This is a genomic window from Amedibacillus dolichus DSM 3991 (genome assembly GCF_000154285.1).
Lineage (GTDB): Bacteria > Bacillota_I > Bacilli_A > Erysipelotrichales > Erysipelotrichaceae > Amedibacillus > Amedibacillus dolichus.
The window spans coordinates 63164-85001 of record NZ_DS483476.1 but is presented as its reverse complement, the minus strand read 5'-3'; the positions used below and the strand labels follow the sequence as shown (position 1 = coordinate 85001).

General features: G+C 38.6%; 23 protein-coding genes. 6 read left to right on the top strand and 17 right to left on the bottom strand.

The features are described from left to right. The first annotated feature begins 362 nt into the window (after positions 1-362). The 3 genes from EUBDOL_RS11455 (at position 363) to EUBDOL_RS06810 (ending at position 4345) form a co-directional block, all read left to right on the top strand. Complete coding sequence (locus EUBDOL_RS11455) at positions 363-671, top strand: hypothetical protein (RefSeq protein ID WP_004799965.1); 309 nt, start codon at positions 363-365, stop codon at positions 669-671. A gap of 196 nt (positions 672-867) precedes the next feature. Beyond that, positions 868-2496: a Na/Pi cotransporter family protein gene (locus tag EUBDOL_RS06815; protein ID WP_106381520.1), complete on the top strand. Its 1629-nt coding sequence runs from the start codon at positions 868-870 to the stop codon at positions 2494-2496. A gap of 184 nt (positions 2497-2680) precedes the next feature. Further along, the gene (locus EUBDOL_RS06810; RefSeq protein ID WP_040463465.1) at positions 2681-4345 is read left to right on the top strand and encodes a Na/Pi cotransporter family protein; all 1665 of its coding nucleotides are present in this window, start codon (positions 2681-2683) and stop codon (positions 4343-4345) included. An 84-nt stretch (positions 4346-4429) separates the two neighbouring features. On the opposite strand, the gene EUBDOL_RS06805 is transcribed toward EUBDOL_RS06810, so the two are convergent. The 8 genes from EUBDOL_RS06805 to EUBDOL_RS06775 form a co-directional block, all read right to left on the bottom strand. Further along, complete coding sequence (locus tag EUBDOL_RS06805) at positions 4430-4978, bottom strand: HAD family hydrolase (protein WP_004799954.1); 549 nt, start codon at positions 4976-4978, stop codon at positions 4430-4432. 3 nt (positions 4979-4981) lie between these two features. Continuing rightward, positions 4982-5092 carry an HAD family phosphatase gene (locus EUBDOL_RS11565; protein WP_004799953.1) on the bottom strand — a complete coding sequence of 37 codons (111 nt, stop codon included), beginning with the start codon at positions 5090-5092 and terminating at the stop codon, positions 4982-4984. After that, the gene (locus tag EUBDOL_RS06800; protein WP_004799951.1) at positions 5089-5493 is read right to left on the bottom strand and encodes a hypothetical protein; all 405 of its coding nucleotides are present in this window, start codon (positions 5491-5493) and stop codon (positions 5089-5091) included. The genes EUBDOL_RS11565 and EUBDOL_RS06800 overlap by 4 nt, the downstream gene beginning before the upstream one ends. Further along, the gene (locus EUBDOL_RS06795; RefSeq protein WP_004799950.1) at positions 5490-5906 is read right to left on the bottom strand and encodes a PTS sugar transporter subunit IIA; all 417 of its coding nucleotides are present in this window, start codon (positions 5904-5906) and stop codon (positions 5490-5492) included. Before EUBDOL_RS06795 ends, EUBDOL_RS06800 begins: the two co-directional genes overlap by 4 nt. 134 nt (positions 5907-6040) lie before the next feature. Then, complete coding sequence (locus tag EUBDOL_RS06790; protein ID WP_004799938.1) at positions 6041-6862, bottom strand: PTS system mannose/fructose/sorbose family transporter subunit IID; 822 nt, start codon at positions 6860-6862, stop codon at positions 6041-6043. 4 nt (positions 6863-6866) lie between these two features. Continuing rightward, positions 6867-7631 carry a PTS mannose/fructose/sorbose/N-acetylgalactosamine transporter subunit IIC gene (locus EUBDOL_RS06785; protein ID WP_004799937.1) on the bottom strand — a complete coding sequence of 255 codons (765 nt, stop codon included), beginning with the start codon at positions 7629-7631 and terminating at the stop codon, positions 6867-6869. 14 nt (positions 7632-7645) lie between these two features. Then, complete coding sequence (locus EUBDOL_RS06780) at positions 7646-8122, bottom strand: PTS sugar transporter subunit IIB (RefSeq protein WP_004799934.1); 477 nt, start codon at positions 8120-8122, stop codon at positions 7646-7648. Positions 8123-8155: 33 nt separating this feature from the next. Next, entirely contained in the window at positions 8156-9190 is a 1035-nt protein-coding gene (locus EUBDOL_RS06775) for a Gfo/Idh/MocA family protein (RefSeq protein WP_040463462.1), read from the bottom strand. Between the two features lie 169 nt (positions 9191-9359). On the opposite strand from EUBDOL_RS06775, the gene EUBDOL_RS06770 reads away from it, so the two are divergent. Beyond that, on the top strand, positions 9360-10229 hold the full coding sequence (locus EUBDOL_RS06770; RefSeq protein ID WP_004799930.1) for a MurR/RpiR family transcriptional regulator: 870 nt from the start codon (positions 9360-9362) through the stop codon (positions 10227-10229). A gap of 103 nt (positions 10230-10332) precedes the next feature. Here EUBDOL_RS06770 and EUBDOL_RS06765 read toward each other — a convergent pair whose 3' ends face one another. Both EUBDOL_RS06765 and nadE read right to left on the bottom strand, forming a co-directional pair. Then, complete coding sequence (locus EUBDOL_RS06765; RefSeq protein ID WP_040463458.1) at positions 10333-11517, bottom strand: AI-2E family transporter; 1185 nt, start codon at positions 11515-11517, stop codon at positions 10333-10335. Positions 11518-11587: 70 nt separating this feature from the next. Then, positions 11588-13240 carry an NAD(+) synthase gene (nadE, locus tag EUBDOL_RS06760; RefSeq protein ID WP_040463456.1) on the bottom strand — a complete coding sequence of 551 codons (1653 nt, stop codon included), beginning with the start codon at positions 13238-13240 and terminating at the stop codon, positions 11588-11590. Positions 13241-13398: 158 nt separating this feature from the next. Here nadE and EUBDOL_RS06755 point away from each other — a divergent pair, with 158 nt between their 5' ends. Next, entirely contained in the window at positions 13399-14130 is a 732-nt protein-coding gene (locus tag EUBDOL_RS06755; RefSeq protein ID WP_004799925.1) for a TrmH family RNA methyltransferase, read from the top strand. 107 nt (positions 14131-14237) lie between these two features. On the opposite strand, the gene EUBDOL_RS06750 is transcribed toward EUBDOL_RS06755, so the two are convergent. From EUBDOL_RS06750 to EUBDOL_RS06740, 3 genes are all read right to left on the bottom strand, one after another. Continuing rightward, complete coding sequence (locus tag EUBDOL_RS06750; RefSeq protein ID WP_004799923.1) at positions 14238-14582, bottom strand: hypothetical protein; 345 nt, start codon at positions 14580-14582, stop codon at positions 14238-14240. A 1-nt stretch (position 14583) separates the two neighbouring features. Beyond that, entirely contained in the window at positions 14584-15021 is a 438-nt protein-coding gene (locus EUBDOL_RS06745; protein ID WP_004799922.1) for a peptidylprolyl isomerase, read from the bottom strand. A gap of 103 nt (positions 15022-15124) precedes the next feature. After that, positions 15125-16081 (bottom strand): retropepsin-like aspartic protease, encoded by a 957-nt coding sequence (locus tag EUBDOL_RS06740; RefSeq protein ID WP_004799920.1) that lies wholly within the window; start codon positions 16079-16081, stop codon positions 15125-15127. Positions 16082-16188: 107 nt separating this feature from the next. Here EUBDOL_RS06740 and EUBDOL_RS06735 point away from each other — a divergent pair, with 107 nt between their 5' ends. After that, a complete protein-coding gene (locus tag EUBDOL_RS06735) occupies positions 16189-17049 on the top strand; it encodes a DUF4438 domain-containing protein (protein WP_040463452.1) in 861 nt (286 codons plus the stop codon). A gap of 149 nt (positions 17050-17198) precedes the next feature. On the opposite strand, the gene EUBDOL_RS06730 is transcribed toward EUBDOL_RS06735, so the two are convergent. The 4 genes from EUBDOL_RS06730 to priA are packed head-to-tail and all read right to left on the bottom strand — an operon-like array spanning position 17199 to position 21824. After that, positions 17199-17630: a GNAT family N-acetyltransferase gene (locus EUBDOL_RS06730; protein WP_004799916.1), complete on the bottom strand. Its 432-nt coding sequence runs from the start codon at positions 17628-17630 to the stop codon at positions 17199-17201. Next, entirely contained in the window at positions 17627-18874 is a 1248-nt protein-coding gene (gene rsmB / locus EUBDOL_RS06725) for a 16S rRNA (cytosine(967)-C(5))-methyltransferase RsmB (protein ID WP_004799914.1), read from the bottom strand. Before rsmB ends, EUBDOL_RS06730 begins: the two co-directional genes overlap by 4 nt. Further along, the gene (locus EUBDOL_RS06720) at positions 18871-19647 is read right to left on the bottom strand and encodes a phosphatase PAP2 family protein (RefSeq protein WP_004799911.1); all 777 of its coding nucleotides are present in this window, start codon (positions 19645-19647) and stop codon (positions 18871-18873) included. Before EUBDOL_RS06720 ends, rsmB begins: the two co-directional genes overlap by 4 nt. Positions 19648-19658: 11 nt before the next feature. Then, positions 19659-21824: a replication restart helicase PriA gene (priA, locus tag EUBDOL_RS06715; RefSeq protein ID WP_004799909.1), complete on the bottom strand. Its 2166-nt coding sequence runs from the start codon at positions 21822-21824 to the stop codon at positions 19659-19661. Between the last annotated feature and the right edge of the window lie 14 nt (positions 21825-21838).

Here is a 21838-nt window from a genome sequence, read left to right as displayed (position 1 = left end):
ATTACACAAGGTAATACGTAAAATGAAAGAAAAAAAACGAAACTTTTTCGATTTTCACATATTTTCACATAATTAAAATGCTATAATACTACCGGAAAAGAGGGATTACTTTGTCATTCATATCAACCAAAAAGCTTCTATTTCTTGCTCTTATCATAGGTAACCTCAGCACCCTTATATGGATTTCTCCACTACAGGAAAACCTTTCCTTGCTTGCGAATGGCACCCCCACACAGCTTTTTTTGATCGTATGGGGAACAAGCGCTGCCATGTTTTTTTATTGCTATACACATCAGCTGATGAAACAGTTTCACTATCCTTACCGTTTTCTTCGCTACTGTCTCCTACTTAGCTGCCTAAGCATGGCATTATCGGTTTTCTTACCCTATGATGCAGCCGATTTTCCCATACTATCCAAATGGCACGTACGCTTGGCAATGCTAGGTGTTGCTTCCTATCTCTTATTATTTTTTCATTTGCTAACGGACATTATGAAAAAGGACTATACCTTTTATATAAAAAGTATGTCCTATTACACAACGCTAGTAATTTTAGAAGCACTCTTTTTCCTGCTTTACGGCAGCGTTACTGCCTTATTAGAGGTATCTTTCATCACCATCATGGCTACTCTTTTATACGCTATGAGTGAAAACTTTTTTATGTCCTCCTAGTCTATATTAACAAGCAATTCATAATCAAGTGTAAAAAATCAAACCCATAAAATAGATTAAATTCTCTTACATATCGTAATAAAAATAGCATTTTAATCCAAACTAAGTAAATTTTTCGTAAATTTTTAACAGAGAATTAACAAAACTTTACAATTTCCACGCTATACTATGAATGGTTATTTTATGGAGGACTATTATGATATTATCGTTACTTGGAGGATTAGCCCTATTCTTATACGGTATGCACATGATGAGCACCGGTTTGGAATCCGCTGCCGGCGACCGTATGAAAACTATTTTGGAAAAACTTACCAGCAATCCTATTTTAGGTGTTGTTGTAGGAGCCTTAATTACTGCCGTCATTCAAAGCTCCAGTGCCACAACCGTCATGGTTGTCGGCTTTGTAAACTCACAACTGATGACACTTCAGCAGGCTGTATGGATCATTATGGGTGCCAACATCGGTACAACCATAACCGGACAATTGGTTGCTCTAAACGCCAGTGAGATCGCACCGGTGCTTGCTATTATCGGTGTAATTATGGTAACCTTCTTAAAAAATAAAAAAGTAAATGCCATTGGTGAAATTCTTGCCGGACTCGGTATTCTATTCATCGGTATGGGAACCATGAGCAGTGCCATGGAGCCACTTCGTGAATCTCCGATATTCCTTGATTTAATTACAACGATTTCAAACCCAGTGCTTGCTATATTGGTCGGTGCCGGATTCACTGCCCTTATTCAAAGTTCCAGTGCATCAGTTGGTATTTTGCAAGCACTTGCCTTAAGCGGTTTGATTCCGTTAAGCAGCTCTATTTATATTATCTTCGGACAAAATATCGGTACCTGCATCACCTCTGCACTTGCATCTTTAAATGCCAACCGCAATGCAAAGCGTACAACGATTATTCATTTATCGTTTAATATTATCGGTACGATTCTGTTCATGATCTTTACAAGCATTACACCGTTTGTAGATTTCATGGTTTCCATAACCGACAATCCTGCGGCACAAATTGCCAATACACATACGATCTTTAATATCGTAACTACCTTATTGCTGCTACCGTTTGGAAAGAAGCTGGCACGTCTTGCGGAAATCATCTTACCGATTAAGGAAGAAGAATTGGACAAGGACAAATTCGATGTACCGCTAACCTTCATTGATATGGATAATATCGGTTCTGTTCCGATTGCAATTTCTTCTCTTCGCAAGGAAGCATTAGCAACACTACATCTTGCTCAAGCAAATATTAACGAAAGCATCGAAGCACTTTATGGACACCCATACAATGCTGAAAAAATCATGAAGCGTGAAAAGCGTATCAACTTTATCAATTACGAAATCACAAACTACATGACCATGGTAAGTCAGCTACATATGAACGATCGTGATTCCATAACCTGCAATGCCTTATATAAGTGCTTTGCGGATATTGAACGTATCGGCGATCATGCCATTAACATTTTGAAATATACAAAAGACGAAGCAACTAAGCTAAAATCCAGCGAACCGGTACAAGCAGAGCTGGAAAAGCTAAACGAACTGTTATCCATGAATTTCTCCCTATTATTAAACTATGGAATGGATAATGAGGAAGATAGCTTCACGAAGTTTGAACATATTGAACAGCGAATTGATGAACTTACCGCAAATTATCGCGATGCCCAAATCAAGCGTTTAAAAGAAAAGCAAGTAGATGCAAAAGATACCGTATTCTACAGTGCTATTATGAGCGACATTGAACGTGTCGGCGATCATTTGATGAATATTATAGAGGAATTTAAGCGTTGCAGCTTCACCTTAATCGAAGAACAGGCTTAATCACAAAAGCAGCTTTTACAAAAAAAGCTGTTTTTTAATATACTTTTTGCATTGCATATCACGAAAATATACTTTAGTTAATCAAAAATTCACAAATTCTTAACAGAAAATTCATAATTATATTGTTACCAAGGGATATTTACTATATACTTATTTTAATGGAATTTTCATGGAGGTTAGCTTTATGTCCTTTGATATTGTTCTCGGTCTGCTAGGCGGACTTGCTCTATTCCTTTACGGTATGCAAATGATGAGCAGCGGCTTGGAGGGTGCTGCCGGTGATAAAATGCGCGGAATTCTTGAACGTCTCACAAGCAATCGGATTCTCGGTGTACTTGTCGGAGCCGGTATTACAACGGTTATTCAAAGTTCCAGTGCTACGACTGTCATGGTCGTTGGCTTTGTAAATGCCAATATGATGCGCTTATCGCAAGCGGTATGGGTAATTATGGGAGCGAATATCGGCGCAACAACAACCGGACTCTTGGTGGCTCTTGATGTGGGGGCCTTAGCTCCACTGTTTGCTGCCATCGGTGTCTTTATGACCGTATTCTCGAAAAAGCCGAAAGTCGGCTACTATGGCAGCTGTATTGCCGGATTAGGAATTCTTTTTATCGGTATGAATATGATGTCCGATTCCATGATGCCTCTAAGAGATTGGCCATTATTTACAGAAATAATTACGCATTTCTCAAATCCGCTCATCGGTATCATAGTCGGTGCCGGATTTACCGCTCTTATTCAATCCTCCGGTGCATCAGTTGGTATTTTACAAGCGCTTGCGATGACAGGTGCAATTGGACTAAGCGATGCTGTCTATGTATTATTCGGACAAAATATTGGTACCTGCATTACCTCTATCATGGCATCTATCGGAACCAGTCGGCAAGCAAAGCAAACAACCATTTTACATTTAAGCTTTAATCTTATCGGAACAGTGATTTTTACCCTTATTTGTATGTTTACCCCGTTAACAGAGATAGTTGCTAGCTGGACTCCTGGAAATGCCGCCGGACAAATCGCCAATATGCACGTATTATTCAATATTTCCACAACCCTGCTACTGCTTCCATTTGGCAATCAACTCGCAAAAATGGCACAAAGAATTTTGCCTGAAACACATGAAGAAGCACCTGTTTCTTCTGAGAATCTTCCCCTTATTTTCGTTGATGTCCACAATATCAGCTCCATTCCGATTGCGATATCCAATTTGCGTAAGGAAGCCCTTATTATGCTGAAGATGTGTGAAACAAATCTCTTAAATGCGATTGAAATGTTGGTAGGTGCTAATCACGATCAAGAAAAGATTAGAAGTCGGGAAAAACGCATCAACTTCATTACTATGGAAATGACAAATTATATGACGCAGGTTAGTCAATTAAACATGAATGATATAGATACTACTACCTGCAACGCATTATATAAATCCTATGCGGATATTGAACGTATCGGTGATCATGCCATCAATATCCTGCAATACAGTGATTCTAAAAGCGATCAATATCTAACCTCTACCGAGTTGGTAAAAGATGAACTTATGCAACTAAAAGAACTATTAGAAAAAAGCTTCTCTTTATTATTAAGAAGCCGCTTTGACGATAGTGAGTATGCTTTTGAAAAAATATCCCGAATCGAGGATCGAATTGATGAATTGACCTTTGCTTATCGACAAGCACAAATCGATCGTTTGAAAAACAGAAAAGTCAGCGCAAACGATTGTGTCGTTTACAGTGAAATCATGACAGATATCGAACGTGTATCCGACCACATTATGAATATTGTCGAGGAATGTCAACGATGTAATTTCGCATTATTCAATGATGAAACAATGAAAGAACAAATCGCTTAAAGATGCCTTATGCATCTTTTTTTCATGTAAAAGCAAAAAAAACAGCCAATCCAAACGATTGACTGCTCCTCATAATGGCTATTTTTAACTATCCTGTTTTATTACGTTTGCTTTTAAATCAGCAAGCACCTCTGTTAAATCATTATAAATAGGCACTTGTTTTTCTAATATTTCTTTTGTAGGTGATACCTTATCTAAAACCATATACGTTTCACAGCCTGTACGTATTCCTGCAAGTACACCATGTATACCATCTTCTAAAACCAAACAGTTTTGCGGCTTTTGACATAATCGCTTTGCTGTCAATAAGAAAATATCCGGTTCCGGCTTTCCACTCGAAACCTCATCTCCACTGCTAATCACTTGAAAATAATGAATGAGTCCTGAAACCTTTAAATTACTTAAAACCAAATCCTTGAAAGAACCACTTGCTACTGCCATTGGCATTTTATGCTGCCATAAAAAATCAATCAATTCACATACACCAGGTTTTAAAGGAACCTTTTGACTTAAATATGCTTTCGCATTCGCAAAAAATTCATCAATAATCAAAAAGCCATCTGCATCTTTCCAATAGCTTTCAATGATATTTGCCATTTGTTTTCCACTTGTTCCTCGTAAATTATTCAACATTTGCTACTGAATTACATATCCATATTTTTTCGCAAGCATTGTCCAAATCTGATCAAATACCAATTCTGTATCAAACAGCACCCCGTCCATATCAAAAATAACTGCATTAATCATGAAGATACCTCAAATGCATGCAAAAAATATATCAAATTATGTTTATGCCATGGTGCTCCTAGCGTTGTTTTTCTAATATTGTATTCCAAATCTCCTTGCTTTGTTCGTATAACCAATCGAAATGCGAAAGACTTAGGTATGATCTCAACCTGTTGTATATCTTCTAATGGTAAAAGAACAATCGAATCTTCTAAAATAGTTCCTGACATCTCATCTAGCACAAGAATAATAATTCCCTTTTCATTTACATGTAATAAATGCTCTTTATTACTAAACATTGTTTGCTTTAAACCAATTTGATAAGCAGCTACACCTGGTTTAATTGTTGCATAAATCGTTGCATGCTCTTGAAAAACATACCCATGACGGTGAAGTATGCCCTCTACATCACTTTCCTTCATAACTCTTGACTACGCTGCTTATGAAGCTCATTAAAATCAACAATTCCACACTTTCCGGTATCTATGATTTCACTTGGTTTCATTCCATTATCACGCATTCCTATATATTCTAACAGCATCGCTAAATTCATACCGGTAATAACCTGAACTCTTTCTTTATATTCTTTTTTTCCAAGCAAGGCTCCACTACAATTGCATGGTGTTCCAAATAAAAGGTCGCAGAAAACTAAGACACCATCTCCTGTATCTACTTCATCAATTGCATCGCATAGATCACCTAAGAATTTTGCCATATCATCTCCCGGCATTAAGCAAAGAGCTTTTATTTGCGAAGGTTCTCCTGAAAATATTTTAATAGTATCCAGCATTCCATCTGCTAACAACCCATGACTCGTTAAAACAATACCTTTCATATAATTCTTTCGTATAGCGAATAAGTAAATCGCTATATCCTCCTCTCTATCAGCCTTCTTCCACGCTGATTACGGTTACAACAATTTGTAAAAATCAGTAAAGGGCATCTTTGTAAGATACCCTACTCATACTTCTAAAACAATCCGATAAATGCAGTTACAATACCTAGTACCAAAGTTGCTAAAACAAGCTTAGCTATGCTGACACCCTTTTTACTAATTAGATAGTAATAGATAAACAAAACACTTAACGGAAGAATCCCGGGCATAATACCATCAATTTTTTCTTGTACACTGAAAACAGATTCACCGAAATTAGCCGTAAAAGCAATGCTTAGATTTACCATGGAAGCAGATAAAACACCCATCATCGCCATACCTAGAATATTAGCCCCTTCAATGACATCTTTCATCAACTTACTTGACATAATTCCTTTAATTGCAGAACGTCCTTTTGTATAAGTCAGCTTTGTCGTAAGAATCAATTCTACAAGCGTAACCATTGATCCTAAGAATAGGATAAACAATCCCATCATAGAGCCTTCTTGAGCAACAGAACAAGCCGCTAAAATAAATAAGGTCGTTAAGGTTCCTGCACTAAACGAATCACCAAAGGCTGCTACCGGACCCATAAGACCGGTTTTTACGGCAATTACTGCTTCCCCAGGCATTGATTCGGGATTATTCGCAATTTCTTCTTCCATTGCTAATGTAGTCCCTAAAATAAGACCTCCGGCAGTTGCATTGGTATTAAACAATTCCATGTGTCTTTGTAATACCGGTATCATATCTTCTTTATTAGGATATAGTTTTTTTAATGCCGGAACCAGTGAATAAGTAAAGGCAATGGATTGCATACGCTCAAAGTTCAATGCCATTTCATTTGAAACATACCATCTGGTAATAACCTTATTAACGTCTTTTTTAGTAAGTACAATTTTCTTTTCCTCAGACATACCCCTAAACTCCTTCCTTTTCTTTACGTGCAAAACCCATCACAACTAAGAAAGCGATAGAACCAGCTACTAAGCCTGCTGTAACATTATTAAGTCCTAATGATTTTACTAAGATAAATCCGATAATAGTATAAGGAATCATACGAGGTTTGCCAATCATGTTCATAATCAAGGCAAATCCGATTGCAGGCATCACACCACCGGCAACCTCCATACCATGCATTACCCATGTAGGCACATTATTCATAAATGCTGTCATAGCATCTTGACCAAACATTACAACTAAAAATACCGGTAAAAATAACAGTGGCAGTTCAACCAAAGGAGGATATATCACTGCGCAATTACGTAATCCCTTCAAGTCTCCTTTTGCAGCGCATTCATCAGCCTTATGAACGAAAACAACATTCAGCATTTTACGTAAATTTGTTACAAATGCACCGATTAACCCCATTGGAACCGCAAAGGCAATCGCCTGTTCAACGGAAAGACTGGTGGCAAGCGCAATCGGTATAACCGTAGTTGCTGCTAAAGCAGAATCTGTTGGTAAATTACCACCCGGTGCAATAATACCGGCAAAGACTGCCGCAATTCCACCACCCAAAATCAAACCATTTGTAACATCACCATAAATAAGTCCTGCAACTACTCCAATTGCAATCGGACTTGCTATAAAGAACAATGCAAAATATCCCCCAATCATGCCTCGCGCCAACCAATACATAATCCCCATTGCGATAGCCATGATAAACAATTGTGTGCCTTCCATAATCTTAATTCTCCTTATTTAAATTTTTTCTCAATTGATTTCAATCCGACAGGATCATTTTCAGGAATCGGCTGTAAATAAACATCAACTCCCTGATCTTTTAGTTCTGTTAACAAATTGTACTCCTCTGGTGATAATGAAACACCTTGAATAACAGATTTGCGATCCGCTTTATTTTGTAGCGCGCCTACATTCAATTCGGTAAGTTTAAGTCCGGCTTGTACAGCTGCATAAGCACTTGATACATCTTTAAAAATCAACATAATAGAATCATCAGTTTTATCCAAAGTACTTTGAACATCAGCCATTTTACAAATATCTACCGGACGATCGGGAACAGCCATACGATAAATATCTGCCATAAATTCATCGTCTACAAGTAAATCATCTACCAAGATCAAACGATCTACCGGACGAAACTTAATCCATTTTGCTACAATTTGTCCATGTACCATACGATAATCTACACGCGACATTTTAATCTTTGCCATAGTCAGCTTCCTTCTTTCTTTTTTTGAATAACGCTATTTTTTAATATTTTTTCTTTCAATTTTAACGATTTGATGTATATCCGCACTCTTATGAACAGCTTCGGCAATCAATTCCGCTTCTAAGCCATCGTACATATCTGCCATAAACGGTAAATCTTTTTGAATGCAATTAACAAAATCATTTAATGGATCAATACCAAATCCCATAGAGCGTCCTTGATAATTCTGAATAAAGCAAACATTCGGTGTGCTTAGTTTATTTTCATCAAAGAACTCTACGCCTCGTTTTTGTGAATCAACGCGAATCATTTCATTTTCACAAAGAATCTCGGTACACCCATCATCAGCCTTTGCAAAGCCATTAGGAAGAATCCAAGCATTCTCAACTGTCCAAGTACAGCCATTTTCAAATGTTAAATTAGCAGTAATGGAATCATAGGTATCTACTCCTTTTGATTGTAAAATTCCTTTATGCCCTACTGCATACACTTCTGTAACTTCACACCCCATGTACCAACGAATCAAATCATAGCAATGTGTTCCAACAAAATGAACAGGACTCGATTTCGATGACCAATTCAACCAATTTAAAGCAACATCATAAATGTTATCCATTCGCATATACCCACGAACCGGTTTTCCGGTAGTAGCTTCATTGAGTTTGTTCTTAACTGCAATAGAAGCCGGATCCCAACGTTTATGATAATCAACCATAACACGAACTCCTGCGGTATTGGCAGCTTCAATAATTTCATAAGCGTCTTGAGATGTAGTAGCTAATGGCTTTTCAACCAAAACGTCCTTACCATAACGAATTGCCGCTAATACAGGCTCCTTATGAAAAGGATCAGGAGTAGCAATCGAAACGACATCAATTTCCTCTTTTTCCAACATAACTTCAATATCGTTGTATGTTTTCACGTGATACTCTTCCTCTACTCTTTTCGTAATTTCAGGATTCCTATCGCATACAGCAACAAGATCTGCATTGGGATTCCAAGTATAGGCGTTCAAATGGTTTTGTCCATATATACCTGCCCCTACAACTGCAACTTTTAGTTTTTCCATATCGTTATCCACCTTTCTTGTAGTTTTGCTACAAAAAATATAACATAAAAGTAGTATTACTACAATAGTATTTTTCAAAAAAATTAGTTTTACTACATATTTAGGTAAAAGATTGAGAAATCCACATATTTCTGCTATCATAAAAATAGAGAAAAGAAGGGCTGTTTTCATGGAAAATAATGAAATTTTAACACGAATCGAATCCTTAATGCCTTTTCTGTCTAAAAGTGAACAAAAATTAGGAAACTACATCTTAACTCACCCTAAAGATGTTACTGATATGTCCACAAGTGCGCTCTCGCAAGCCTGTGATATCAGTGAACCTACATTGATTCGCTTTACAAGACGATTGGGTTTTCAAGGCTATAAGGATTTCAAACTACATTTATCTGCAAATTTTATTTCGAATCAAATCGATTCTACACCAGTTAAGGTAAACCTTAACGATAGTGCTATTGAGATTTATCGCAAACTTGCATCTTTTACGATCAACAGCTTAAATAGTACACTGAATACATTAGATGCAAATGATTTAGAAAATGCTACAAATTACATTTATGTAGCGGCTAAGCAAAATAGAAAAATCTTCTTATCCGGTATGGGTGCCAGCACTGTTTTAATACATGAATTTCAAATCAAAATGATGCGATTGAATATTCAAACAATCTTTTTTGAGGATATTCACCTGCGTCTTGAAGCATGCGCAAATCTAAAAAAGAACGATCTTTTTATTTGTTTTACCACCCTTGGAGCATCTAAGGAAAACTATGAGCTTATAGATATCGCACATGAAAGAAAAGCAAAAATTATTGTAATTACACAATTCGGTAATTCACAAATTGCTGAAAAAGCAGATATTGCTCTTTATACATCGATTATCGAGAATAATCTGCGATTGGCTTCTCAAACCTCAATTATTCTTCAATCTATGGTTATTGATGTTTTATTTTTAACAATCGCATGTAAAGACTATGCTTCTATCACCAACAGTGTCAAAGATTTTCGCGAGAAATTTAAACAGCTGGGTCATTTGATATAAACGAGAACTCGATTTCGATTATTTACAAGATGCCTTGTGCATCTTTTTTTTCATGTAAAGGCACAAAAAAAACAGCCAATCCAAGCGATTGACTGCCTATTCCTTAATCCACCATTTCTACGTGCATAGCATCATGTACACTTTGACTTGATGCATCTAAATCAACATGTCTTTTTTCTAAACGATAATGTGTCCACTCTCTAACTGCCATATAAATGACCGCAAAGCAAGGAACACCGATAAACATTCCGACAACATTAAATAAACCGCCTCCGATTACAACGGAAAACAAAATTCCGATACTTGGAAGCCCCAGCTTATCTCCTAGGATCAACGGTCCGAGGATATTACCATCAAATTGCTGTAACACTAGGATAAACAAAGCATAATATACAGCTGTGATTGGGTGAATGATAAACAGCAATACAATTCCCGGAATTGCTCCGATAAAAGGACCGAAAACCGGAATCATATTGGTAACACCGACAACTACCGATAATAGAATTGCATAAGGAAATCCTAATAATATACTCCCTACATAGCATAAAATACCGATGATCAAAGAATCAATTGCTTTTCCGATAATAAAATTATTAAAAATCTGACTGCTTGACAGCATTAAGCGATGTGTATATTCTGCTACATTTTTAGGAAAAATCGCATAATTTAGTTTTTTAAAATATCGCAGCAAACGCTCCTTGTCCATCATCATATACAATCCGGATATAATTCCAAGCAGTACATTTAAAAGCGTGCTGCCTAATTGATATGTCAGCTTTGCCATTTGCGGTAAAGCGGAAGTTACAAATTCTGTTAGCTTCCCAACAATATTATAATCACTGATAAACTTATTGATGATTTCCACATTGATATCATGCTCTTTCATAAAATCAATCGCAAACACCTGAAAGTCAGCAGCATAGCCGGGAAATGATTTTACCAACGAAGCAATGCTTTCTACAAGCTGTGGAATCAATAAAGCCAAAAGGAAGCAAACAATTGCAATAAACAATACAAGCGATAAAAGAGCTGATAAATTTCGCTTTACCTGTTTCGAGCAACGCAGCTTGCCAAATAGCTTAGCTTCAAAAAACATCATCGGTCCATTCAAAATAAACGCAATGGCAAAACCTAAAATAAAGGGCATCAGCAAGGAAAAGAAAGAGCTGAAAAAAGAAGCTAACTGTTGAAAACGATAAAGTGCAAAATACAGCAAAATACCAACTGCTACAATAATGCTATACATCCACACCTTCTTATGAATTTCATCTGTCATTTTAAATCGCATATCTATTCACCCCTGTTGTCAATATTTTATCATGCTTTTCCATATCTGCACCTTACAATATAGAAAGATTTTACATTGCCAAGATACGTTGCTTTAATTGCTCATATTGCGTGCGATCCACCTGCATTTGCGCATCAATTTGGGAAGCTAAGCTACGCTTATGAACACATAGCATCGGTGGTGTCTGCAAACGCTTGAAGCCATTGCGGCTTGCTGTATTCAAAAACCAATCCATATCCTCTATAAAGCTTTGTGGCTCATCAAGCTGATAGTATTTTATCCATTTCATAAGTTCTTCCTCAAGTGTATGATTAAGATACCCCTCCATCAAAGATAAAACATCAAGATCTCTTCCCAAATGATCCACTAAATAATCATGATAAAACCATTTCATCGGATCATATTGATCCTCTTTTAATTCCGCACTTGGAGCCATTTCCCAATGCAGCTTGTTTTCTTCAAGCACCGGTAATAAGTTCATTGGTACAACTTCTTTTGCAAAGCGTTTATTCAATTCCTCAGCCAATGCAAACAGCTGCACCTTGGTTAAATCTCCAATTAGTGAAAGCGCACCGACGCTATCTCCGTAAAGTGTGCAATAGCCTAGCATATATTCAACCTTGTTTCCGTTATTCGCAATCACACCACCCAAAATACCGGCAAATCCTCCAAGCAAATACCCACGAGCACGTGCTTGGATATTTTCCATAACTAAGGTAGAATCCTTTTGCGCATCAAAGCCATACTCCTTTAAAAAGGTATCACGACTAGCATCTACAAGCATCTGAATCGAACCGTCATGATAATGGATTCCTAAAGCAGCTGCTTCCTTTTGCGCATTGGATATCGTCGTATCTCGATTGTATTTCGTTGCCATATTAAAGCCATGCACACGCTTCGCACCTAAAGCATACGCAAGCAATGCACAGCTCACACTGGAATCAAGTCCTCCGGATAATCCGATGATCCAAGGCATTTTAGCATTGAAAATTTGCTTATCAAATTCCCGAATTCCCAATGTCAAAGCATCTAATAGATGCTTTTTCTGTGGCTGTACCTCTTTTTGAGCATGAATATCCACCACCGCATAATCCGCTTGAAAATATGATGCCTGATACAGCAATTTGCGCTGGTTATGCACATAGCTTCCTCCCTGCATCACCATCACATTTTTCCCCTGATTTTGCATTCCGACAGCATTCACATAAACCACATTGCCATACAAGCCATTAGCCTCCTCCATATCGTATGGGTGGGCATCAATGTTAATATTCAAATCTGCCAAGGTAATTTCATTTTGAAAATTTAAAGCTAAGACATAATTTTTAAATTCAATCGCACTGTTGATAGAGCTTTCTTCAAAATAGCGTGCATCACATTGATAATCCGCATTGACATTCTTCTTCACACGCATGTGCGTTTTCTTTTGATAGGCAAAAAAAGCAGCATTGAATCTGCGTTGATTGCGATAGCGGATATTCCCCCAAACAATCGCAATATCTTCACTTTCCTCAACCAATCGATCATTAAAGCTATCTACATAGCGACACCATGCATCATCTAACCACTGATCCCCCAGCAAATAACCGCTGATTGCATTTTGCGGAAATACAATCATATCCACATGATCTTTTTTTGCCTGCTGAATCTTATCCATCATAAAAGAAAAATTTTCTTCACATTTTCCCTGCAATACATTCATTGTAACAAGAGCTACCTTCATATTGATCTCTTGACCTCCTATTGACTTTGTAGTAATCATAACATTTTTTCAAGACGTTGTTAAGAAGGGTGCATATAATATCCCTAGTAAAGCCATAGAATTGCATTGTCTTTTTCCTACCTCTAGCGTATAATATCAACAGAAAGCTAGAGGTTATTATGGAAACATATATCGTAGAAGGTAACATATCGGTAAAAGCCGTTTTACAAGCAAAGCGTAGAGTCGTTCAGCGCATTGTTGTCGATGCTAAAAAAAAGGATAAAGACACATCTTATATCCTTCGATTAGCAAAAAAACAAGGAATTACAATTCAAGCTGCCCAAAGAGCAGAAATCGACACCTTAGCACAAGGAAAAACACATGGAGGTATTCTTGCCTATTGCGGAGAACGTAGATATCAAAGCATAGAAGATATTATATCCAAAGAAAATGTTTTTTTAGCACTTGTGGAAGGAGTTGAGGATCCTTTCAATTTCGGTTATGTCTTACGTACACTTTATGCAGCAGGCTGTGATGGTATCATTGTAGGAAAGCGGAATTGGACAAGTGCGGTAAATACGGTAACACGTGCCAGTGCCGGTGCCAGTGAATACATCAATATTTTTGTAAGTGAAGATATGGAGGCTACCATTCAACAAATGAAGAAGCAGCAAATCACATTTCTATGTGCTCAACGCAAAGATGCCATATCCCTATATGATTATCACTTTCCGAAAAAATGCTGTATTGCGATTGGCGGTGAAATGCGTGGCTTAAGCAAAGCTGTGATGGCACAAAGCGATCAAAACCTATTTATCCCCTACCGCAGTGAATTTCGCAATGCAATGACCGCCGCTGCCTCAACAGCCATCTTTGCCTTTGAACTTGTACGTCAAAAAAATACTTTTTAAAAAGGTAATCCGCACAGGATTACCTTTATTCTATTAGAAGGAAAATCTCCTTCTATTATGTTTAGTAGCTATATCGTTATCATTGGAAATTTCTTTCTTTATCAATTTTAATCGGCAAATAAAAATCCGAAATAAATAAACAGCATACTAAGCAAATATGGATTGATGGAAAAAGCCGTTTGTAAGGTTTCTACCCAAGGCATAGAAACAACGCCTAATTGAATAAACACCAAAATAATAGCACATACAAGCGCAATCACCTTACGATACACTCCACGTGAATTTCGTTTGGCATTCAATGCCATACCAAATAAAAACAAAGCAATATCACACATCAGTGTAATACATGTATAAGCAATGCTATTAGGAAGCAGCTTATTCATCAAATAAAACAGCAGCGTGGAAACCGCCATCACAAGCAGCGGCATACCCAAACGCTTGGTATCACTCATGCTATTCTTCCTCGATGATGACATGTGTCATCACATCGCCGTTTTGCATATTACGAACCGCACCCATATTGTCTGTAACACGACCGAATACCGTATGCACTCCATCTAAATGCGGCTGTGGCTCATGACAAATAAAGAACTGACAGCAGCCGGTATCCTTTCCACGATGCGCCATAGACAAGCTTCCTTCTATATGACGATGAGGATTGTTCTTGGTTTCACATGGAATCGTGTAGCCTAAATCGCCACTGCCGTTTCCATAAGGACAGCCACCCTGTGATACAAAATGCGGTATTACACGATGAAAGGTTTTCCCATCATAATAGCCTTCCTTTACTAGCTTCACAAAGTTTTCTACCGTAATCGGCGCATCGTCCGGATACAACTCAAATGGCAGCTCTGCACCATTCTCTAATACAATTTTTCCATGTAATATCATAAAACATCTTCCTTTCCTACAAATCTATGATTTCTTTTTCAGAAACATCTCTATTATAGCATTGAACAGCCATAACTAGAAAGCCTTAGTCGTATGATTTTATTTAAGCCAGCAAAACCATACACCTGCTGTTTATAAAACGAATTCTTCGCCCGGCAAAGATTTCATTGCCTAACACACCATCAAATACAAAGTTTGGAAATATTTGAACCGGTCCGCTCATAATATGCTTCAGCTCCAAGCTTGCCTTATCCAAATAAAGACGACAGCTCTTGGCAATGCTCATATCCAACTTTTCTAAGCCATGAACTCCCATACCAAGCACCTTTTGTCTTGCCTCTAAGCGACAATGCTTACGCATCGCAGCTTCCCCAAACCAACTGTGCTTTGATCCGCTGTCAAAGCCAAACAGACCATAGCTTTGATCCTCATACTGCATGATCAAGCATGGAAAGCCTCCCAACAACATATTGGGATTAGGAAGCTTCCAATGATTATCAATGACCTTAAAACGCTTTGCAATATCATCTAGCTCAAAATCCAACTGACTTAATATATCCCAACCAAGAATACCGTCAAAGCCAAGCATATCCATACCTGCAAAACGCAAAGCGAAGTCTTTATCACTTAACACAACCAAAGCTCGCTGTAAATATTCGATTCCTCCTAGATGCAAGCTTTCGACCATACAACCAAAAAGCTCTTTTTTCGTTCCTCCGATACTGCCGACAGTTAGGCTTCCATCAGTCTTGGGCAAAGCAAGCTCTTTTGCCTTATATGCACGAATGCCGCTGATCTGTGCACCACTATCCAAAAGAAAGCGACATCGACGATGATTGAGCGCAACCTCAATCGTATATAAGCCAAACACGTTACGCTTCATAGGTAAAGAAAAGCTTGAAGCATAGACCCGCTTTTCCATGATACTTCCTTTGGATAGCTGTTTTGCGGCATTGGATATAGCATCACGAAAGCTTCTATGCTCTACGATATCCGCAAAATGTGCATAGATTTCCTCATCAATTCGTGTTGCCTCCTTACTCTTTACTTTACATGCCATAGCATTCACCTCTTATCTGTCTGTATTATAGCATACGAAAAGAAAAACCATAGCAAAATAAACAAATGCAATGTTATAATATGCGTAGTTAGTAGGAGGTTATGCAAATGAAAACGAACAAAGAGCATTTAGTAATGATGAGCGTACAAGCTAGTGTCGATCACCCGACGATGAGTGGCAGCGGCTATCGTGTCGGTTATGATGGTTATGGAAGAATCACAATGGCGACCGGCGGTATTGTTTATAACTATAAAATCGGTGATTGCTGCATGGGAATCGAAGGAGATCACATCGAACCGGGTGTGAGTATGAAAAATCCCAATGAACGGGAAAACAAAGCATTTCTTGCTTTTTCCTGCATCGGAAATAAAGCCAAAATTATTAGTGGAGAAGCAAAAGGACGATGTGGTTATGTAACCGGAAAGCATGGTGGTATCGATCATGTCATGGCTTATTTTGATCGTGAAACCTTAGAAATGATGACCTGTGATGATAAAATTCTTGTACAGGCTTGCGGGCTTGGCTTAAAGCTTTTAAATCATCGTGAAATTCAGGTTATGAATATCGATCCCGAGCTGTTGGATAAGCTTGACATCACAGAAGAGCAGGACGGTATTCATGTACCGGTCGCAGCCTGTGTTCCTGCTCATCTGATGGGAAGTGGCTTGGGAAGCTCAGAGATGATGCTTGGAGATTACGATATCATGACACAGGATAAAGAAGCAAATAAGCTTCATGGCATTGATAAGCTTCGCTTTGGTGATCTAGTGGCGGTAATGGATCATGACAATCATAACGGACCACATTATTTAAAAGGTGCAATATCTATCGGAGTTGTTGTTCATTCTGATTCCTTTACCAGTGGGCATGGTCCCGGTTTAACCATTATTTTAACATCACGAGAATCGACCATTCACCCGGTTCTTGATTCTAATGCCAATATTGCAAATTATCTGAATATCAAATAATTATAAAAATTGAAAGACAAGAAAACATTTTTTCAACAAAACATTTTAAAAGAGATTTCAAATTTGATATGCTATCATTCAAATAAGAAATCTCCTTTTTTATCATTTGTTTAAATGAAGAAATAAGCAATCATTTTTGATGTGTTTCATCATAATATAAGCTCATTCTTAGCTGTCATCGTATACGCCAGCTGTCTTGTTGCCTTCTCATCATATTCCTTCACCTTCACAAAACCGACTCGCTCATAAAATCGAATTGCCGCTTTGTTTTCGGCATAAACATCAAGTGTCAGCTGGGCATGCTTTTGAAAAGCAAAGTGTAAAAGTTTTCTTCCAATCCCTTTTTCGCGATATTCACGTTCCACAAAAAGACCGGCAATATACGTATCCATAAGTCCTAAAAAGGCTTTGATTCCTTGCTCCTCCCATACATAGATGTCTGCCTCTAGCATCATCGCTGCCACCGTATCCCGATGCTCTAACCAATAGCTTTCTTTCACAAAGCTATGTACTTCCAAATTAACACTCAGCCACAGTTGCAGGACTTCACAGAGATCTTCTTTTTCAAAGCTTCGAATCATCGTACCCTCTTCAGCTTCGCAATGTAAAAGCCATCACTATGATGCGTATAAGGAAAAATCGTTTGCTGCTGTAAACATTCAAATTCTTCATGCTGTGCAAGAAAAGCAGCTACTTGCTTTTCATTCTCTTTCTTATTCAACGTACAGGTCGAATAAACCAAAATACCATCTTTTACAACATGTTTGCTTGCACTTTGTAAAATTTGTTGCTGCAAAGGTATGAGCGTATCCATATCGGTCGATTTTGCATGATACTTAATATCACTTTTTCGTGCCAAGACTCCATAGCCGCTGCAAGGAACATCACATAAGACACGATCAAACATTTCGCCTTCGATTTCTTTCAGGCTCGTTGCGTCCATCACCTGTGCTTGAATGGATTGAAGCTGCAAACGCCTTGCCCCGTTTTTAATCAGCTCTACACGATGTGCATGAATATCCCCACATACAATACTACCTTTATCCCCCATTCGCTCGGCTATATGGCAAGCCTTTGTCCCAGGAGCACTGCAAACATCTAAAATGCGCTCCTGCGGCTGTGGATCGACATACTGTGCAACCAGCTGACTCGCCTCATCTTGAATAGAAACCAAGCCCTGCTTGTAATAATTGCTGTGAATAATATCATTTCCCAAATAATATAAAGCATGCTCGGCTAAGTTTCCCTTTACAAATTCCCCGCTTGCCAGCAATTCCTCAACACTTGCCTTCATCGTATTGACACGCACGCATTGCTTACGGATTTCAAGATCACTATGGCATATCTTTTCACATTCCTGCCAACCATACTGTGCCTTCCACATAGCCACCAGCCATGTAGGGTGAGAGGTTTCCAAGGCTAACTGCTCGATTGCATTTCCTTCAAGCTCTCGCTTACCATTTCGTTCAACCTGACGCAAAACAGCATTAACCAATGCCGAAAAGCGTGGGTGAATATTTTTCTTGGTTATTCTTACCGCTTCATCAATGACCGCATAAGCCGGCATTTTATCCATGTAAAGCAACTGATAAACACTCATGTCCAATAGCAACGCAACCTCCTTACAAGGCTCTTTTTTCACATAGCTTTGCCATTGATAGCGCACCAAGCGATAGTTTTGCAATGTACCATAAACAATCTGGGTAACCAACGCCTTATCCTTAGGATCAACACTTTGCAGCTTGTTGCGTAAAAGTAAGTTGCTATATCCCTCATCAATACAAATCTCCTTTAACAGTGCAAAGGCGTATGCTCGTGCATTCATAAAATTCCTCGCTTTCGAAAATGATACTTCCAAATAAGATACAATGTATAAGTAATTAAAAAGCCTGCTATCGTATCACTTAAAAAGTGTGCCCCCATCATCATACGGGAAATTGCCATCAAGGCAATACCACCGGCAACAAGAACATAGCGCAAAAGCGATACTCTTTCATAAGGATTATGCTTCCATTGCAAGAAACATAGAATCACCGAAATTGCTGCCGTATGCCCACTTGGAAAGGAATAATTGCTGATTCTTCCACATGGCTTATACCACACGCAAAACTCTGCCATACTATGTAGATCACGATAACGAATTCTTCCCCATACACTTTTTAAAAGTGTAGTTATCAACATAGAGGACAACAAAACACATGTAAAAAACAGAAAAAAGCTGCGATGCTTCTGAATCCAAGCAATCGGCAAATGATTTAATACTGCAAGCATGCTACACAACAAAACGATGGAAACCAAAATCGCCGCTACACACAAAGCAATATCTATGGTAAACCAATAATGCATCGCATCAATAACGGCATACATACTGGCAATAAAAGCACATAACAGCTTCCACAGCTGCTTTTTCTCCACATACAACAAACAAAAGGTCCAAATAATAACTCCCTGAATCGGAACTAAAATCAAGCGTTCAAAAAAGATTCCTACACTTGGTAAGCTGCCATATAAACGATCTGTTATCGTATAGTCATAATAGCTGCCAAACAGTAGCAATGCACAAGCTAACACATACGGTATCCATTCCTTTTTTGTCATATACCTACCTCCTAATCTAAATACAATGGGGAAAGATCAATATCCAAACGTGCTTTTTGTTTCTTATAAAGATGCTGCTCATATACATCTTTTGCATAGGCTGTCAAAAGTTCTTCTTGCTTTCCCTTCAATAAGATGCGTATGCGGCATTCTCCACGCAGCTTATGCAAAGCAGTTGGTCCAAGTACACGTACCTCACTCTTGGCTTTCAAAAGAGAAAAGGCAAGCTGTGCTCCCTGATAAGCCAATTCTTCTTGCTTATGAGAAAACGTGAGCGATATCAAATATGTATAAGGAGGATAGCCTGCCAAATGACGATAGTTCATTTCGTTTTTAAAAAAGGTCTTGTAATCATGATGAGCGGCACATTGAATCGCATAATGTTTGGTATCATACGCTTGAATGATGACCTCCCCTTGCTTTTCTCCTCGCCCGCTTCTTCCACAGGCTTGTTCAAGCAAATCATAACAAAGCTCTGCACTACGATAATCGCTGCGATTTAACAAAGCATCACCATTTAAGATTCCCACCAAGGTTACATTTTCAAAATCCAAGCCCTTGGCAATCATCTGTGTGCCTAGCAAAATATCGGCTTTATGCTTACCGAAATCTCGCAAATAGTTTTCATGCGCATGCTTTTTGTGTGTCGTATCGGCGTCCATACGAATAATTTTGGCTTGCGGAAATTTAATCTGAATAAACTCCTCCAGCTTTTGCGTTCCCATTCCCATATAACGCCAAGCAGCACTATGACAGCTTGGACAATGGGTTGGCACAGGCATCACGCTATCACAAATATGGCATTTCAGCACACCCTCTTCTTTATGATAGCTCATAGCTGTTTCACAGTTTGGACACATCTGCACATAGCCACATTCCATGCAGCGTAAAATCGGTGTATAGCCACGTCGATTTAACAATAAAATTACTTGTTCCTTACGCTGTAATCGTGTATAAATAGCATCTAACAAAGCATTCGACATCAGATAGCTTTCTTTCTTTTTAACCGCCTCACGCATTTCCACCAACTTTACCTGTGGAAATTGTTCATTGATACGCTTGGGCATCTCCACCAGCTGATAAATTCCTTTATGCGCTCGTGCATAGGATTCCAAGGACGGCGTGGCACTTGCCAAAACAAGCTTTGCCTGATGTATCTTTGCCCTTTGCAAAGCAATATCACGGCAATGATAACGCACCCCTCGATCCTGCTTATAGCTTGTATCATGCTCCTCATCCATCACGATCAAGCCGAGATGATCAAAAGGCATAAACACCGCACTGCGTGTTCCTACTACAATATCCACCTGATGTTTTTTAACTAACTGATACTGTTCATATTTTTCCTGTTCATTCAAAGCCGAATGATAAATAGCTACCTGCGCACCAAAGCGCTGCTTAACACGTGCAATCATTTGCGGGGTTAAGGAAATCTCCGGTACTAAAATCAACACCTGCTTATCACGCTCTCGCATTGCCTTTGCCAAATGCAAAAAAACTTCCGTTTTTCCACTTCCGGTAACTCCATGCAGCAAGGTTACCATTGCCGAATGGTGTAAGACTGCATCAACTGCATGTTGCTGCTGGGCATTCAAATCGAAAACCGGACCCGATGGCTCCTCACACCCAAGTACTGCCTGTGCTTCCCTTTCAAATACCGTTACACAACCTAAAGAAATTAACTTTTTTCCTACGGATTTATACATTTGATAATAAGTAGTACGAAGCATCTCCTTAGCTTCCTTCATCGCTTCTAAAACCACCTGCTGCTTTTTGGTCAAAGATGCAATATCCTTTTCATATCGAACCCATGTCTCTAATTTTCTGCATTTTGCCGTAGAGCGAGGTTTCAGCTTAGCCGGCAAAATACATTGAAAACAAGCAATACGTGGCACAATGTATCGCTTCGCCATCATATTTGCAAGTTCAAACAATTCCTCATTTAACAAAGGTTCTTCATCTAGCACACGTATGATCCTTTTTATTTCAAAGTCATAAGCTGCTGCCTCTTGCGCACTGATTTCTTCAACACGCTCCACAAAGCCGACAATTATCTTTGCGCCAAAGGGGACAACAACACGCATTCCACGACATACAGTAAAGCCATCGCAGCCATAGCTGAAGGTGCGATCTAAGTGCATGGTAGAATGTTCGATAAAGACGTGTGCAAGCTTCATAAAGATCCTCCGCA

Excerpts from the sequence above, each read along its gene's own strand:
- EUBDOL_RS11455 (WP_004799965.1), top strand. The coding sequence starts at position 363 with ATGGCATTATCGGTTTTCTTACCCTATGATGCAGCCGATTTTCCCATA.
- EUBDOL_RS06815 (WP_106381520.1), top strand. The coding sequence starts at position 868 with ATGATATTATCGTTACTTGGAGGATTAGCCCTATTCTTATACGGTATG.
- EUBDOL_RS06810 (WP_040463465.1), top strand. The coding sequence starts at position 2,681 with ATGTCCTTTGATATTGTTCTCGGTCTGCTAGGCGGACTTGCTCTATTC.
- EUBDOL_RS06805 (WP_004799954.1), bottom strand. The coding sequence starts at position 4,978 with ATGTTGAATAATTTACGAGGAACAAGTGGAAAACAAATGGCAAATATC.
- EUBDOL_RS11565 (WP_004799953.1), bottom strand. The coding sequence starts at position 5,092 with ATGATTAATGCAGTTATTTTTGATATGGACGGGGTGCTGTTTGATACA.
- EUBDOL_RS06800 (WP_004799951.1), bottom strand. The coding sequence starts at position 5,493 with ATGAAGGAAAGTGATGTAGAGGGCATACTTCACCGTCATGGGTATGTT.
- EUBDOL_RS06795 (WP_004799950.1), bottom strand. The coding sequence starts at position 5,906 with ATGAAAGGTATTGTTTTAACGAGTCATGGGTTGTTAGCAGATGGAATG.
- EUBDOL_RS06790 (WP_004799938.1), bottom strand. The coding sequence starts at position 6,862 with ATGTCTGAGGAAAAGAAAATTGTACTTACTAAAAAAGACGTTAATAAG.
- EUBDOL_RS06785 (WP_004799937.1), bottom strand. The coding sequence starts at position 7,631 with ATGGAAGGCACACAATTGTTTATCATGGCTATCGCAATGGGGATTATG.
- EUBDOL_RS06780 (WP_004799934.1), bottom strand. The coding sequence starts at position 8,122 with ATGGCAAAGATTAAAATGTCGCGTGTAGATTATCGTATGGTACATGGA.
- EUBDOL_RS06775 (WP_040463462.1), bottom strand. The coding sequence starts at position 9,190 with ATGGAAAAACTAAAAGTTGCAGTTGTAGGGGCAGGTATATATGGACAA.
- EUBDOL_RS06770 (WP_004799930.1), top strand. The coding sequence starts at position 9,360 with ATGGAAAATAATGAAATTTTAACACGAATCGAATCCTTAATGCCTTTT.
- EUBDOL_RS06765 (WP_040463458.1), bottom strand. The coding sequence starts at position 11,517 with ATGCGATTTAAAATGACAGATGAAATTCATAAGAAGGTGTGGATGTAT.
- nadE (WP_040463456.1), bottom strand. The coding sequence starts at position 13,240 with ATGAAGGTAGCTCTTGTTACAATGAATGTATTGCAGGGAAAATGTGAA.
- EUBDOL_RS06755 (WP_004799925.1), top strand. The coding sequence starts at position 13,399 with ATGGAAACATATATCGTAGAAGGTAACATATCGGTAAAAGCCGTTTTA.
- EUBDOL_RS06750 (WP_004799923.1), bottom strand. The coding sequence starts at position 14,582 with ATGAGTGATACCAAGCGTTTGGGTATGCCGCTGCTTGTGATGGCGGTT.
- EUBDOL_RS06745 (WP_004799922.1), bottom strand. The coding sequence starts at position 15,021 with ATGATATTACATGGAAAAATTGTATTAGAGAATGGTGCAGAGCTGCCA.
- EUBDOL_RS06740 (WP_004799920.1), bottom strand. The coding sequence starts at position 16,081 with ATGGCATGTAAAGTAAAGAGTAAGGAGGCAACACGAATTGATGAGGAA.
- EUBDOL_RS06735 (WP_040463452.1), top strand. The coding sequence starts at position 16,189 with ATGAAAACGAACAAAGAGCATTTAGTAATGATGAGCGTACAAGCTAGT.
- EUBDOL_RS06730 (WP_004799916.1), bottom strand. The coding sequence starts at position 17,630 with ATGATTCGAAGCTTTGAAAAAGAAGATCTCTGTGAAGTCCTGCAACTG.
- rsmB (WP_004799914.1), bottom strand. The coding sequence starts at position 18,874 with ATGAATGCACGAGCATACGCCTTTGCACTGTTAAAGGAGATTTGTATT.
- EUBDOL_RS06720 (WP_004799911.1), bottom strand. The coding sequence starts at position 19,647 with ATGACAAAAAAGGAATGGATACCGTATGTGTTAGCTTGTGCATTGCTA.
- priA (WP_004799909.1), bottom strand. The coding sequence starts at position 21,824 with ATGAAGCTTGCACACGTCTTTATCGAACATTCTACCATGCACTTAGAT.